12 protein-coding genes are annotated in these 14,810 nt (G+C 58.1%); 2 read left to right on the forward strand and 10 right to left on the reverse strand.

Annotated elements, in window-relative coordinates; translation table 11 throughout:
* Positions 1-589 precede the first annotated feature (589 nt).
* The 5 genes from ACYZT2_RS13970 to ACYZT2_RS13990 form a co-directional block, all read right to left on the reverse strand.
* A complete protein-coding gene (locus tag ACYZT2_RS13970; RefSeq protein WP_461964780.1) occupies positions 590-1,537 on the reverse strand; it encodes a D-2-hydroxyacid dehydrogenase family protein in 948 nt (315 codons plus the stop codon).
* A 13-nt stretch (positions 1,538-1,550) separates the two neighbouring features.
* On the reverse strand, positions 1,551-2,588 hold the full coding sequence (locus ACYZT2_RS13975; RefSeq protein WP_461964782.1) for an alpha/beta fold hydrolase: 1,038 nt from the start codon (positions 2,586-2,588) through the stop codon (positions 1,551-1,553).
* 285 nt (positions 2,589-2,873) lie between these two features.
* A complete protein-coding gene (locus ACYZT2_RS13980; protein ID WP_461964784.1) occupies positions 2,874-3,308 on the reverse strand; it encodes a YqaA family protein in 435 nt (144 codons plus the stop codon).
* Positions 3,308-3,754 carry a DUF411 domain-containing protein gene (locus ACYZT2_RS13985; protein ID WP_461964786.1) on the reverse strand — a complete coding sequence of 149 codons (447 nt, stop codon included), beginning with the start codon at positions 3,752-3,754 and terminating at the stop codon, positions 3,308-3,310. Before ACYZT2_RS13985 ends, ACYZT2_RS13980 begins: the two co-directional genes overlap by 1 nt.
* 155 nt (positions 3,755-3,909) lie before the next feature.
* Entirely contained in the window at positions 3,910-5,904 is a 1,995-nt protein-coding gene (locus ACYZT2_RS13990) for a methyl-accepting chemotaxis protein (protein WP_461964788.1), read from the reverse strand.
* 436 nt (positions 5,905-6,340) lie between these two features.
* On the opposite strand from ACYZT2_RS13990, the gene ACYZT2_RS13995 reads away from it, so the two are divergent.
* Positions 6,341-6,868, forward strand: coding sequence for a hypothetical protein (locus ACYZT2_RS13995; RefSeq protein ID WP_461964790.1), 528 nt, complete (start codon positions 6,341-6,343; stop codon positions 6,866-6,868).
* 48 nt (positions 6,869-6,916) lie between these two features.
* Here the strand turns inward: ACYZT2_RS13995 and ACYZT2_RS14000 are convergent, their stop codons facing one another.
* The gene (locus ACYZT2_RS14000; protein WP_461964792.1) at positions 6,917-7,912 is read right to left on the reverse strand and encodes an aldo/keto reductase; all 996 of its coding nucleotides are present in this window, start codon (positions 7,910-7,912) and stop codon (positions 6,917-6,919) included.
* 117 nt (positions 7,913-8,029) lie between these two features.
* On the opposite strand from ACYZT2_RS14000, the gene ACYZT2_RS14005 reads away from it, so the two are divergent.
* Positions 8,030-8,956 (forward strand): LysR family transcriptional regulator, encoded by a 927-nt coding sequence (locus ACYZT2_RS14005; RefSeq protein WP_461964794.1) that lies wholly within the window; start codon positions 8,030-8,032, stop codon positions 8,954-8,956.
* On the opposite strand, the gene ACYZT2_RS14010 is transcribed toward ACYZT2_RS14005, so the two are convergent.
* Genes ACYZT2_RS14010 through ACYZT2_RS14025 form a run of 4 tightly spaced genes read right to left on the reverse strand, consistent with a single transcriptional unit; the run spans position 8,945 to position 14,791 of the window.
* Positions 8,945-9,907: a GNAT family N-acetyltransferase gene (locus tag ACYZT2_RS14010; protein WP_461964796.1), complete on the reverse strand. Its 963-nt coding sequence runs from the start codon at positions 9,905-9,907 to the stop codon at positions 8,945-8,947. The genes ACYZT2_RS14005 and ACYZT2_RS14010 overlap by 12 nt on opposite strands.
* Entirely contained in the window at positions 9,907-11,196 is a 1,290-nt protein-coding gene (locus ACYZT2_RS14015) for a phenylacetate--CoA ligase family protein (RefSeq protein ID WP_461964798.1), read from the reverse strand. The genes ACYZT2_RS14010 and ACYZT2_RS14015 overlap by 1 nt, the downstream gene beginning before the upstream one ends.
* A gap of 60 nt (positions 11,197-11,256) precedes the next feature.
* Positions 11,257-13,659 (reverse strand): aldehyde dehydrogenase family protein, encoded by a 2,403-nt coding sequence (locus ACYZT2_RS14020; protein ID WP_461964800.1) that lies wholly within the window; start codon positions 13,657-13,659, stop codon positions 11,257-11,259.
* A 1-nt stretch (position 13,660) separates the two neighbouring features.
* Positions 13,661-14,791: a LuxE/PaaK family acyltransferase gene (locus tag ACYZT2_RS14025; RefSeq protein WP_461964802.1), complete on the reverse strand. Its 1,131-nt coding sequence runs from the start codon at positions 14,789-14,791 to the stop codon at positions 13,661-13,663.
* Between the last annotated feature and the right edge of the window lie 19 nt (positions 14,792-14,810).

A 14,810-nucleotide genomic window follows, 5' to 3' on the forward strand; every position in this document is an offset into this window, starting at 1 on the left:
TCCCGTGTTGTTGATCTAATTCTAGGTCTGGCACAAACGGTGTTCGTGGCCAAATCCTGTGGCCGGGCGCAAACGCGCTACGCATCGGTGAGCAAGTGCTGCCCATGCGCTGGAGCAGAATGGGTGAAGTGGCTGTTGCAAGGAATGCACCAGTCGCTGTGGCCCTACCTTTAACCTGACACGAGGCCCGCGCCAAAAGTTTCGATTATTTTCACCGAATGACCAGCCGGTTTTACTCCGCGAAAAGGAGTCTAGGCCAGAACTTAGAGCGGGGGCGGCCAACGGGTGAAATTGTTCGACAATCGGTCAAAAGAGGGTGCAGGCATGGGGTTTTGCGAGGAGGCGCACCGACGAAGGGCAGGTTTCGTTTTTGGGGTGGGTCAAATCGGGACCGGGAAGTCCCAATGATTGGGCGGAACGTGGATTGCACTATTTAGGTGCGCTGGGTTTCGGGAGTTGTAGTGGGGTTGAGGGCCTCATCGCGAGCAGGCTCGCTCCCACATTTGGACCTGCTTCGTCACACATCCTGTGTACACCCGAGATCCAATGTGGGAGCGAGGCTTGCTCGCGAAGAACGATAACGCGGTCTTTAGGTGAGAATCCGAATCGGCTCCCCAGCCGCCCAGGCCTGTATGTCCTCGATCATTTGCGAAAAGAACAATTGGTAGTTCTGCCGGCTGACATACCCGACATGAGGCGTGGCCAGCACATTGTCCAGCGTTCTGAAAGGATGATGGCGGGGCAACGGCTCGTGCTCGAACACATCCAGCGCCGCGCCCGCCAGGCGTTTTTTCTGAAGAGCCTTGATCAACGCCGACTCATCGACAATCGGCCCGCGGGCGGTATTGATCAGCCATGCCGTGGGTTTCATCCAGTCCAGTGCCTGAGCGTCCACCAGCCCTCGGCTGCGCTCGCTGAGCACCAGATGGACCGATAGCACATCGGCCTGCTCGAACAATTCCTGCTTGCTGACATAGGTGACGTCGACTTCGGCAGCCCGTTCGGCGGTCAGGTTTTCGCTCCAGGCAATCACCCGCATGCCGAATACCTGGCCGAACCGGGCAACCCGTTGACCGATGCTGCCCAGACCGAGGATCGCCAAGGTCTTGCCCTGCAGGTCGCCGCCCAACCCTTGTTGCCAAAAGCCTGCGCGCAAGGCATTGGCTTCGGCCACCAGGTTGCGGGTCGCGGCCATGATCAGCGCCCAGGTCAGTTCGGGGGCTGCATGTTTGTAACTGTCAGTGCCGCACACCTGAATGCCCAGCGCGGCGGCAGCTTTCAAGTCCAGGGCGGCGTTGCGCATACCGCCGGTGCCCAGCAGTTTGAGCGCGGGCAAGCGGCGCAGCAGGTCTTCGTCGAACCGGGTGCGCTCGCGCATCACGCAGATCACTTCGAATGCGCCAAGCCGTTCGGCCAGGGTTTCGTTGTCGGCCGGGTAGTCATGGATAAAACTCACTTGGCCGATGCTGTCCAGCACCGACCAGTCCGCCACGTCGCGAGCCACGTCCTGCCAGTCATCGATCACCGCAATCTGCATCAGCCTTACCTCATCAAGGAATGGGATTGGTTTTGTTCAGCCAGTCGAGCAACGCCTGATGGAATGTCGCCGGTTCCTCCATCTGCGGCGCGTGGCCAAGGCCCGGGAATTCGATCAGCGTCGACCGGGGAATCAGTTTCGCCACTTGCTTGCCGAGTACGTCGTAATGACCGATTTTCGCCTTGACCTCGGGCGGTGCGATGTTCTTGTTGATGGCCGTGGTGTCGGAAGTGCCGATCAGCAGCAGGGTCGGCACTTTCAGGTCCTTGAACTCGTAGTACACCGGTTGGGTGAAGATCATGTCGTAAATCAGCGCCGAGTTCCAAGCCACCGCTGTTTTACCCGGCCCTTTGGCCAAGCCTGCGTACATGTTCACCCAACGATCAAATTCCGGCTTCCAGCGGCCATCGTAATAGGTGCTGCGTTGGTAGTCATGGATGCCTTGCGCCGTGACTTTCAGCTCGCGCTCATACCATTGGTCAACCGTGAGATAGGGCACGCCAAGGGCTTTCCAGTCTTCCAGGCCGATGGGATTGACCAGCGCCAGTTGTTCGACTTGATCGGGGTATTGCAGTGCATAACGCGTGGCAAGCATGCCGCCGGTAGAGTGGCCGAGCAGGGTGGCTTTCTGGATGCCGAGGGCCTTGAGCAGTTGCTGGGTATTGAATGCCAGTTGCTGGAAACTGTATTGATAGTGGTCTGGTTTGCTGGAAGTGCAGAAGCCGATCTGGTCGGGGGCGATGACCCGGTAACCGGCCTCGCTCAGCGCCTTGATCGAACTGTCCCAAGTGGCGCCGCAGAAATTCTTGCCGTGCATCAGCACTACGCTGCGGCCATTGACCTTGCCTTGGGCGGCAACGTCCATGTAACCCATCTGCAGGGATTTGCCCTGGGACTCAAAGGCGAAGTGCTTGACCGTGTAGGGGTACTCGAAGCCCTGAAGCTCCGGGCCGTATTCCGGTGTCTCGGCCTGGGACGGGTCTTGGGCGAGGACGGGCAGAGCCGCTGTCAGCAGCAGGCCAGGTAACCAGCGGGAGAGGATGGGCGGCATGGGAAAACTCCACAGGAAATCCGCCGATGCTGGATCGGCATGATTAGGGGGACATTACCATGCCGGTCAGTAAAGCGATTTCAGCGACGACGCATTCTGTGTAGCAGCTGTCGAGCTTGCGAGGCTGCGTTCGGCTGCGAAGCAGTCGTCAAACCAGAAGATGCGGTGCATCAGGCAGACCGTGCCAGCCGCATTCACGACTGCTGCGCAGCCGAACGCAGCCTCGCAGGCTCGACAGCTGCTACAGCTGCTACAGCTGCTACCGCCATCGCCCTGCATGATCGTTCAACCCATCCACCCCAGCGTAGCAAGGGCCAACACACCGTAGCGGGCGCCCTTGGCGAGCGTCACGATCATCAGGAAACGCCCCAACGGCTCGCGCATGACGCCAGCCACCAGCGTCAGTGGATCGCCGATGATGGGCACCCAGCTTAGTAGCAACGACCAATGGCCGTAACGCTGATAGTGCTTTTGGGCTCGCTCGAGATGGCGAGGGCTGACCGGAAACCAGCGCCGGTCATGAAACCGCTCGATGCCGCGCCCCAGCCACCAGTTCAACAGCGACCCCAGCACGTTGCCCAGTGTTGCGACTGCCAGCAACGACCAGAGCCAATACTGGTCGCTGAGTAACAGGCCCACAAGCACCGCTTCGGATTGCAGGGGCAGCAGCGTCGCGGCACCGAACGCCGCCAGAAACAGCCCGATGTAGGCGCCGAACATCAATGGGCGGGGTAGTCCGCCACCACCACGTCAGTGCCATCCTTTTTCAGACCGATCACTTGATAGGCATCGCTCATGCCATCCGTTTCCATGCCGGGCGAGCCCATCGGCATGCCAGGAGCGGCAACACCCAACAGATCTTCCCGCTTGCTCAAGGCCAGTACTTGATCGGCCGGCACATGGCCTTCGACGAATTTGCCGTTGATCAAGGCAGTGTGACAGGACGCCAGGCGAGGTGGCACGCCGTGTTGTTGCTTGAATTGGCTCATGTCGGCTTCGACGTGGTCTTCAACTTTGAAACCGTTGGCTTCCAGATGACTGACCCATTTTTTGCAGCAGCCGCAGTTGGCGTCGCGGTGAACTTCGATGGGAATCAAGTCGGCGGCCTGGGCGAGGGAGGAGAGGAAGAGGGCGCTCAAAGCGACCAGACGCAGGTGGGTTCGCATGGGAATCTCGTCTTGGGTTGCGGCCAAAAAATGTATTTTGACCAATTTCTCTCGCGAAGAGGAGTCGGATTGTTTCGAAGTAATACAGCGTTAGGTAAACCATTGTGGCAAGGGGCAAGCTCCCTCGCCACGGGGGCCATCCCTTGCCGTTGCGATCAACGAACCTTGAAACGCCCCATGATCGTGCTCACCCGGCTGTTGGCTTCCAGCAGTTGCTGAGTGTTGAGTTCACTGGCCTGGCCGCTTTTTACCAGTTCGTCAACCATGTGGCGGATTTGCACCATGCTGCGATTGATCTCTTCGGTCACGGCGCTTTGCTGCTCGGCGGCGGTGGCGATCTGGGTACTCAGGCTATTGATGTGGCTGACGGAGCCGGCCATTTCATCCAGGCCGGAGTTGACTCGCGCCGTGGCATCGGCGGCCGACTGACAGCTGGCCTGGGTATTTTCCATGGCGCTGACCGACGAACTCACGCCTTGGGTCAGGCGGGTCAGCATTTCGTTGATTTCTGAAGTACTGGCCTGGGTGCGGGCGGCGAGGGCGCGGACTTCGTCGGCGACCACCGCGAACCCACGGCCTTGTTCACCGGCCCGGGCCGCCTCGATTGCGGCGTTGAGCGCCAGCAAGTTGGTTTGCCCGGCAATGGCGCCAATCACCCCGAGAATTTCGGTGATACGTTGGGCGTCCTGTTGCATGCTTTCGACTTTATGGGTGGCACTGGCTACTTCATCGATCAACGCCACCACGCTGCTCGACGCTTCGCCGACCACCACGCGGGAGCGATCCGCGTGTTCGTTGGCGCGTTGCGTGAAAGCAGCGGTTTCGGCCGCGTTCTGCGCGACGCTATCGGCGGTCGAACTCATCTCGGTGATGGCGGTGACGGTCTGATCGGTTTCCGAGGCGTGACGCACCAGAATCTGACTGGTGTGAGCGGAAGTCCGTTGCAGGTTCTCCAGGCTCGACGCCATCGCGCCTGTCGCCTGAGTGACTTCACCGATCATGTTCTGCAAGTAGGCGATAAAGGTGTTGATCGAATGACCGATAGCGCCGAGTTCGTCTTCGGCCCGGATGGTGATGCGCTTGGTCAGATCGGCATCGCCTGTGGACAAGGCGTCGATATTGGCTTTCAGGGCTTTCATGCGCTGGATCAGTTGACGGATGGCATAGACCTGCAGCAGCACCAGAAGAATCACCATCGGAATCTGCAACAGGCTCAATGTGTTGAGCACATCGTCACGCTGGGCCGTGATCAGTGTGGTTGGCAGGGCCGTGGCGAGGAACCATGGCGTACCTTCGATTGGGCGCATGAAGAAGGTACTGGCTTCGCCGTTGTTATCGAACTCGACCCGTTGCAGCGATTGGTCGCGCTGTGCCAGCCCGGCCTTGACCTGAGCGGCAAACGGCGACTGACCGGCCAGTTCTGCGATGTTTTTCAATACGATCGGCCCGCTGATCCGCGAGCTGTTGCTGATGATCTTGCCATCGGCCTCGACGATCAGCATCTCGGCCCCCAGGTCTTTTTCCTTGCGCGCTACAAGGTCGTTGAAGAAGCCCAGCGTCACGTCGATGGTCGAGACACCATACGCTGCGCCATTTTTTTGAATGGCCATGGCGCAGTTGGTGCGCGGTTCGGCACTGGCGTCATCTTTATAGGCAGCCGCCCAGGCGCATTGGCCACGCGGGGTTTGCATGCCGCCCTTGTGCCAGGCCTGGTCGTAGTAATTGGGCGCGGCGTCGCTGTTCCAGAATGTATTGACTGCCAGTTTGCCCGAGGCATCGCGGTGCCAGAAAGTGCTGAACTTGTTGCGCCCGGCTTCGCGCTGACCGGGCAACGGCCAGATCCCGCCACCGAAGACTTTCAGTTCACCGTACTGATCAACCAGGCCCGGCAGGACCGTGTCGATGGCGGCGCTGTCGAGCAGGGGAATGGTTTGGGTGATGCTGCGCTGCTGGGCTTGTACCTTGTTCAGTTCACCCTGGATGTGCTCGGCCACTTCGGCGATGCGATTGAGGGCCACTTGCTCCTCGGTGTGACGCAGTTTTGGCGCGACGAGTTGACTGATGCCGACCACGGTCAGGATGGATAACAGCAGAATGAACAGGACCAGAAACAGCGTGTAGCGAGCCTGAATGGTACGAAATGCGGGCATGGGGACCGGTCCTTGTGCAGCGTTTTTATTATTGAGGTATGGGTTCGAAAATCGAGGCATCGAGAGGGTATCGGCTCACCAAGGTGGAGCTTTAGGTACGATCGTACACGCGCCGCCTGAGGTGACGGACGGCGAGACAGTGAGAAGTGTCCTCATTGATACAAGCACTACTAACCAAAGAGTACAAAAGCCTGATTAGTTATCTGCACCCCTATCGAAAAGTTCATGTAGACCCATGAAACCTGGCGATTTTGGTTATGTGTCGCAAATGTACAAGAATTGTAAAAAACGGAAATATCTGTTGGTGACGTTAGAGCGCGCGTCGATACTCGCCCGCACTTTACTCGGTTAAACAAGGAACTTTTATGGTCGCCTCACAAGGACGTCTGTGTGTTTTGGATGATCAGCATTTCGTCACGCAGTCGGGAGCCCGGTCATGACAATTGGCTATACAGGTGCCTGGACGAGCAAGGCAGGTTTGCTGGTCAAAGATACCGGCAGCGGCAAGCCTGTCACCCACAGCGCCAGGGTCAAGCAGATGCTGGCACTGGTGGGGAACAATCCCAATGCGCTGAATACGGCGAAGATGGATGAGCAGAAACTGCACAGGAACATCAAAGGCTTCGATCCGGAAAATGTCTCCGCCAAGCAACTGGGCAATCTCAGTGCCTTCTTGAGAAGTAAAGGTCTGATTTCCGATATTACTTCGATGACCTTGCTTAATGCCGGTGACAAGTTTGATCGCTTTGGCGTACAGAAAGACCCCGATGCGAAGTTCAATGCGCTGGAGTATTTCGCCACGCAACTGGACACCATTCAGAACAACAGTATCAAGGGTGACAAGTACGCCGCTGGCCTGATCCCTGAATACAAGACGGCGATCTACGTATTGCAGAACTTGCAAACTTACGGCAAGGGCAACGGTACGACCCCGACTGACAAGGGTGTCCACGCCAAGGCGTGACGTTTGGCAGCGCTGGCCCGCTCGACCATCGAACGGGCCAGGCACCTGCTATCGGTCAAGCAACCTCATGACTTCTTCCGGATAACGCAGGCCTGCCGTGGCATTGGCCGGGAATATCGCTTCCAGGGCCTGCAACTCTTCGCGGCTCAGTTTCACATCCAGCGCGGCCACATTTTCTTCCAGGTATCTACGCTGTTTGGTGCCTGGAATCGGGATCAGGTAATCCCCTTGGGCCAAGACCCACGCCAACGCCAGTTGGCCCGCCGTCACACCTTTGTCAGCGGCCAAGGCCTGCACTTGCTGCACCAGCAACAGGTTTTTAGCGAAGTTTTCCCGTTGAAAACGTGGACTGAAGCGACGGTAGTCATCGGCTGCGAAATCATCCGGACTTCTCAGCGCTCCGGTCAAAAAGCCTCGTCCCAATGGGCTGTAAGGCACAAATGCAACACCCAGGCGTTGGCACGCGGCCAGGCAACCGTTCTCCTCTTGATCGCGGCTCCAGAGCGAGTATTCACTTTGCAGTGCGCTGATTGGATAAACCTTGTTCGCGCGCTCCAACGTGGCGACCGATGCTTCACTCAATCCCAGGTAACGCACCTTGCCGGCCTTCACCAGTTCTGCCATGGCGCCGACGGTTTCCTCAATGGCCACCTGCGGATCAATGCGGTGCTGGTAATACAAATCCAGCGTTTCCACGCCAAGGCGCTTGAGGGTCCCATCGATAGCATCGCGAATGTATTCCGGTCGACCGTTGACGCCCCGTGCACCGGGGTTGGATGGATCACGGACAATGCCGAACTTGCTGGCGAGAAACACCTCGTCACGCTTGCCGACAATGGCCTTGCCGATCAGCTCTTCATTGGTATGTGGGCCGTACATGTCTGCCGTATCGAGCAGGTTGATCCCCAGTTCCAGCGCGCGGTGCAAAGTGGCCGTGACTTCGCGGGTGTCCTCGCCCGTGGTGTAGAAATCGGTCATGCCCATGCAGCCCAGACCGATCGCGCTCACCTGCGGACCGTTTTTGCCCAGTTGACGTGTTTGCATGAAATCAGCTCCCTGTGAATTGAATCCCATTGTTGACCTCGACAGAAACAAGATAAACCGGCTAAAACTGCTATCACTATGTGTAATTTCTAAATAATCAGCCGGTAAGCCAAAGTAATGGACCGTTTCAACGCCATGCGCGTTTTCACCCGAATCGTCGAACTGGGCGGCTTCGCGAAAGCGGCGGACAGCCTGCAATTGCCCCGGGCTTCGGTGACCATTCTGATCAAGCAACTTGAGGCACATCTGGGCGTGCAACTGCTGCAACGCACCACCCGGCAGATCAGCCTGACGCTCGATGGCGCCGCCTATTACCCGCGTTGCGTGCGGCTGCTGGCGGATCTGGAGGAAACCGAAGCCGTATTTTCCGCTGCTCGCCATAATCCCAAGGGGCTGCTGCGAGTGGATATGCCAGCGGGAGTGGGGCGTTTGATCGTGATTCCGGCCTTGCCGCAATTCACTGCCCGGTATCCATTGATCGAACTGGAAATCGGTTTGAATGACCGGCCTGTGGATCTGATCCGCGAAGGTGTCGATTGCGTGTTGCGCGGTGGCTCGGCCCTGGACGATTCACTGGTGGCAAGGCCGCTGGTCATGATGGACCAGGTCACCTGCGCGAGTCCGCAATACTTGCAACGTTACGGGACGCCTCAGTGTCTGGCCGATCTCGACGGCCACCAGATGGTGGAGTATTTCTCCAGCAGCACCAGCAAGCGTTACGGGCTGGAGTTTGTGGTTGATGGTCAGGTGCAGCCGATCGATCTGCCCAAACAGGTTTCGGTCAACAGCGCCGATGGTTATCTGGCGGCTTGCGAAGCGGGCTATGGTCTGGTCCAGACCCCGTATTATCACGTCGCCCGACAACTCGACGAAGGCCGTTTGTGTGAAGTGCTGAAGGCAGCGCGGCCACCGGCGTTTCCGTTGACGGCGCTCTATCCACCGCACCGCCAGTTGTCTCGACGGGTGAGGGTGTTTGTCGATTGGCTGGTGGAGCTTTGCGCGCAGCCGGGCGGTGACTTTTATAGAAAACACTCAGGCGGCTGAGCGGGAACCGATAAGGGCGTCGACGTACCGGTGGGTTCTCGTGGAATTGGCGTTCTGCTGTAAGTCGTCATGCAACCGTTGCATGTGCGCGCAGTGCAGGTTGAGGGATCGAGACTGGACGCCTCGATGAAACAGGGCGAACCAGCCATTATCACCTGGCGTTGGCATCAAGCCGGTGAAGGCGAAGCCCAGAGCCGAAAAACGATGCATGTCCCGGGCGAAGTGCCGGGACAGTTCCAGTCGTGCCGAGATCAGCCAGTGCCTGGGTAATTGGCTGATCTGCTCAAGCAAGCGTCTGTTCAAACGCTGAATGACAATGTCGAATCGATGCTGCTGTTGCTTTATTTGCAAGGGCATCGCGGGCCGTGATGTCTTGTCTTGCCGGGTTCCAAACACCGAACACAAGTGCTGCATAAACGTCCGGCAGCTTGCGGGCCAAGGGAAGTCGGGGAGCGGGCGCGCGTGTCCGTCGATCAGGTGACAGCCCATCACGATGGTTTCCGGAAGCGGTTCAGCGAATGGCGAAGGGACAAAGTCGGGAAGCAGTCCAGTGCTGTGGAAACCGATTTTTCCTGCCATGCGTTGAGTGTAGGGATGGTGGGTCACTTGCTTGATCGAGATGCTCTTGAGCCCCAGAGCGTCCGATTGCATCAATAACTCGCGGCTCAGGCGGGTTGCGATGCTTTGTCCCTGCGCGACGGGATGCACCACGCTGAGGGCCAGTTCCGCGCTATTTGAAGGCGAGTCGCGGCACAGCGCGGCATGCCCGAGCACCCGCGCGTCATCCACGGCCAGTATCGATTGCCAGCGGCCTTCGGCGTTGTGCTGACTGATCATGTTTGGCAGGTAAACATCCGGCTGAGCGTAAAGATCGCCATAGACCTTTCGAAACAACTGGCTGACGGCATCTGCGTCGGAAGGACGGTAGGGGCGAAATATCAACCGGGTCATCACGCGGGCTCCTGTGGGGGGACGTCATACACTCGCAAATCTTGCACTCGCAGTTGTTTGCCCGAGCGAGGGTGAAGCTGCAGGTCAGTGGTTGCGCAGGACAGTACTCGAAACTCCAGCAGACCCTCGCGGCTCAGGTCGTCGATGGCGGGGTAGTGGGCAAGCAGCGCTTCACGCAATGCCTGGAGCACCGGCTCGACCGCTTGCAACTGAGGTTCGGGTACCCACTTCACGCTCAACAGATCCTTGGGGCCAGCCTGTTCGATCAGTAATTGCCATTGCTCGCTGTGCGCTACGCGCTGAACGATCTCGTGTATTTCTTCGGTAAACAGTGACAGCACACCTACTCGTACCCGGTGACTGTGGGCGCTGCGCCCCTTGAGGGCGAATTTACGCATCGGGGTTGCAGCCGGTTCACGCCAACACGCACGGTCGCCCACCGGGTAACGCAGCAGCGGCATGAGCCGGCGTGTCAGGTTGGTCAGTACCAACAACCCGATGCGATCGCATTCTTCAATCACTTCACCGGTGTGTTCGTCAATAATTTCCAGCAAGGTTTGCTGTTCGAATACACGATGCTCGCCCAATGCACAGTCGCGATCGCTGGCGCCTATGAGTCCGGCGTCCACACTGGCATAGCCGATAGAGGCGATACGAGCGTTGGGGAATACTTCGCCGAGGATTGCCAACTGCGGGGCAAACAGGCTTTCGCCGCCATACAGCAGCGTCTCGACCCCGCACAACACACGCCGATGCTGGGCCAGGTAGGCCGCGAATCGCAGTAACTGTGCTGGCACTCCGGCCAGAACGTTGATCCGATGTCGTGCGATGGCATCTGCCAGTACGTCCAGCTCGACCTCTCCGGTAAACGGAAACTCACAGATGGATCGCCCGACATGGGCCAGGGAGTCGTGGATAAACAGAAAACTGGCATAGAGATCCCCTGAAAAGAACAGATTGGCAACGCGGTCGCCATTGTTCAGTTGAGAAGAGAGGCTGTTTCCGAAGGTACTGACCAGTGTTTGCCATTCCTCGCAGGAGTAAACCGCAAGTCTGCCCTGACTGATCGAACCTCCAGTTTTAAACACCAGCGCGTCATTGACGTTTCCGGTCAGGACTGGCCAATGATTCAAATCGTTGCTGCCAGTCCAATAGTCGGATACATCAGTTAACGGCAGGTCTTTTAAAGTAATACCCTTCGAGGGCAAATGTTCCAGGTGTTTGCTGTAAAAATTTGAGTGTTGTCTTATATAAGGTACTAATTGTTCAAGCGAATAAGTTGGGTTCACTGAATTCTCTTTCTTATCAGGCGTTTTTGTCAGGAAGCAGCATCAATGAAGTGTCTGCTTTTATTTTCTTTGATCGATAATTAACGGTGTTTTGCCGCTGTGTTTGTTTCGGGTGAAGGCTTGTTCGGCGCACCGGGTCACTTCCACTATTAAAAGTGCAGCACTCACCGCATTGGCCACTGCTTCATGGGTCAGCAGTTTTTGGCGTACCCAGTCGGCATCCGCATCTGCTCGAACGTGCATGCGTTCGACTCCGCTGGCGGTGTGGTCCAGAACAACTTGAATGGGTACTCCTACGTTGTGTTCCAGCTGCGAAGGAGAAATGAATTCCGTGCCAATCCGCGCCAGCTTGCCGTGCCGCTGTAGCAGTTCGAATCGCGGTGTCTCCAGTCCGCAAGGGCAGGCCCCAGGTACCCAGCGACCGGTGTCGCCGAGGTCATATCGGTGAACGCGCTGACTTTGCCGGGCGCGGGAGGTAAATAGCAGGCGGCCGACCTCATTGGCTTGTACCGGCACATCCTGTTCAAACTGAACGATTTCCAGATGCTGGGTTTCGCTCATCAAGTGAAATATGCCGTTCGCGGTTGCCGAGCAGGCATGCCCCAGGGGACCTGCATCGACGGAGCCATAGATGGCAGAGCGAATCGTCGACACTGCGCAACTTTCCATCAGGCGCCGACTGGCCTCTCCCGGATGTTCGCCGCCAAGGAACACTTTGCCGATACCGGCATAGGCGCGAAGTCGGGCCTGCTCCTTTATAAACAGGCGATGCAGCGTACTGGGCATGCCGATCAGCACGGTGACTCGCTGCTCCACGATCAGTCGGGCAATTTCGCTGAAGTCATCGTCCTGGGGAGCCCCCATGGGCAAATGCACAACACCCATCTGTTCAAGAATGTTCGAGAAACTGAAAAAGCCGCCGTACAGGTTGCCGCCGTAGAACAGGTTCATCACCCGGTCTTGTGACGGATCGAGCCCGGCAGCGAACATGCCATCAGCCGCGGCGCGCATTTGTCGTTGGAAGTCTCGGTAGCTGAAACCGGCCAGGGCCGGAGTTCCGCTGCTACCGCCGGAGCGAAAATACAACTGTGCTTCGGGACCGATTGGCTGGGTCATGAATGTGTCTTTGTCCATGATGGGGCCATGGGCTGTGTCGGGGGCGGGCGGAAGCGGGTCGAGCGTTGCACGGCCAGTCGAGGCATCCGGGGGCAGAGTCACCGAGAGGCGGCGACTCAGGCGCGACAGCGCGTAGACGCCATCGTGGGGTTCACCGGGGTAGCCGTCATGAATCGACCCGCAAGGTGCAATACGAGTGACGCCGGCGTTGATCAATGTTCGAAGGAGCTCGGGCGTTTCTGCTGGGGAGGCGATCAGCGCGCAGCTTTGCAGGACGGTTCGCCAGGGCAACAGTGATTCGGCGAGCAGGTGCTGCGGGACTGGCTTGAGCAGCACTGTGCGAAAGAGCGGCGATGGCGCGAGCGTCTGATGATGCTCCCAGATGACACGCCACCCGGGGCCGGTCCACACCTGACCGGTCTGATGGATGAAGCACTGATCAAGCTGCGCCATGGCAGTGCGTGTGGTGATTTCCGAAGCTTCCTGGTCTGTCGGCACCAGCGCCGGCCACTGTTGGGCGCGACGTTTGAACGCTTCGGCCAGACGCTCTCCGAGGTCGTGCAGGACCGCCGGATCGTTGCTGTCTACCAACACCCATTGAGGGCTGGAGCACGCTTGTTGATCCAGTCGACAGACTTCATCTACCAAGGCATCGAGCGCAGCAGGATCCGCCGCTTCAGGTGACAGATAAGCGAAGCTGATCTTGTGCCCCCAATCGATCCACCGGCACCCCGCAGGAATCTGCTGGCGAATCGCCTTGAGCGCTGCTTCACCACCCCAGGCCGATACGCCGTCTGCCGTGGCGCAAAGTTGGGCTATCTGTGAGGTGCCAACCGGTAGCACTGCTACGAACTCGGCCAGTCTGCCGCTGCTGTCGCATTGCACAAAGGCGGCGAGCAACTGTGCGGTCAACCCCTGATCGCTGGCACTGGGGCGCAACCAGTTGATATTGCCGGCCAGCAGGCTTTCGAGTACTGCGCAGAACGCCAGTAACGGCGCATTGCCGGGGGTGATATGCACCACCAACCCTAATGGATGCCAGCTTTCGAAACATGGCTGTCGATAATTGATACGTCGCAGCGAACGCGGTTGCAGGCCCAGCTCTCGCTCAAGTTTTGTGTCCAGGTTGCTGCGCTGGCAAAAATCGATCAGCCCCTCATAGTGCTCATCGTCGAGGGACAGAGACAGGCCACGAGATTGCAACTTCGTGGCAAAGCGAGCGGCAGATTCGATAACGGTCTCACTATCGATCGGTGAAGAAAGCAGCCGAGGCAATGGTTTCTGAAGGAGTTCGAGGGCGCTTTGCGGGGTGACGTCATCACGCAACTGGCCATTGATCAGGTACATATCAAGCGCCTCCGATCAGTTCGGAAGCGGCCATGGCACAGCTGCGACTGGCGGAGGTGCCGGCACGGCCATGCAGCTCGAACCAATCGGTTGGCAGACCGCATCCGCAACTGGCGCCGGGTTGTAGTGTTGCCAGATCGCCCATGACCACCGCATGGGCAGGGCTCGACGAAATGTAGGGAGAGACGAATTCCAGCAAGCCGCGCTGGCCGTAGGGCTGGACAGTGAAATCGGATGGGTTACGCACGAAAACCTTCGAATAGATCGGCACATGAAAATGATGGTGCGCACACTGGATATAAGGCACTGCATGCTCTACGGCGCCATAGCCGTCCCGACATCGGGGCAGGTCGATACCCAATTGCCGATTGATTCGGGCATACAACTGATGCAGGGGAATTTCCTGTGCCTCCTGGGTTTTCCAGCCGCCCCCCAGAAACACCAATGACTGGGCAGGCAACTGCAAATCGGCCATACAGGTGTCTTCCATGCATTGGAGGGCGCGCGAAAGGAATGCCGGAAAACCGAGAATGCGAACGGGCAATCCTTCCTCGGCAAACTCTTGCAAGGCTCGAATCACACCAAAAAGATCGAACTCGTGACCTTTGCCGGTGAGGCGCAAGCCATAAGCGACACGATTGACAGGGGCGTAGCTGCAAAGAAACTGATCGGTGTAGGCAGTGCCCAAGGTGATGGCCGCCTCGGGCTCGTAGCTCAGGAGCAGATAATTGCAGGGGCTATGCGGTGTATCCCAGCCGTAATGCCGGAAAATGTGGCTCACCATGCCTTGTGCCGCGGCCATGCTGCGATGGTCGTAGCGCATGCGACTCTTTTGGCCGCTGGTGCCGGATGATGTCAGCTCCAGCGCGCCTTCGCCTGTGGGACCGAACACCAAATGACGTTTGAAGTAATTGGCGAAAATCGGCGGCAGCCTTGACCAGTCATTCAGTGTCTCGAGGGCGTTGGCGTCAAGACCATTGGCGTTCAGCCAGCGTTCGTATCCGGGCGTGTGATGACAATGAAACAGGCTGATTTCGCTCATGGCCCGGTCGAACAGGCCGTCCGGCACGCAATCCAGGCAATAGGGTTGCGTTAACGCACAAAGCGCATCGGTATGGGGTAGTTGGATCATCAAAAGACCTACTGGTTGG

The sequence above is a fragment of the Pseudomonas sp. MDT1-85 genome, from assembly GCF_054898065.1.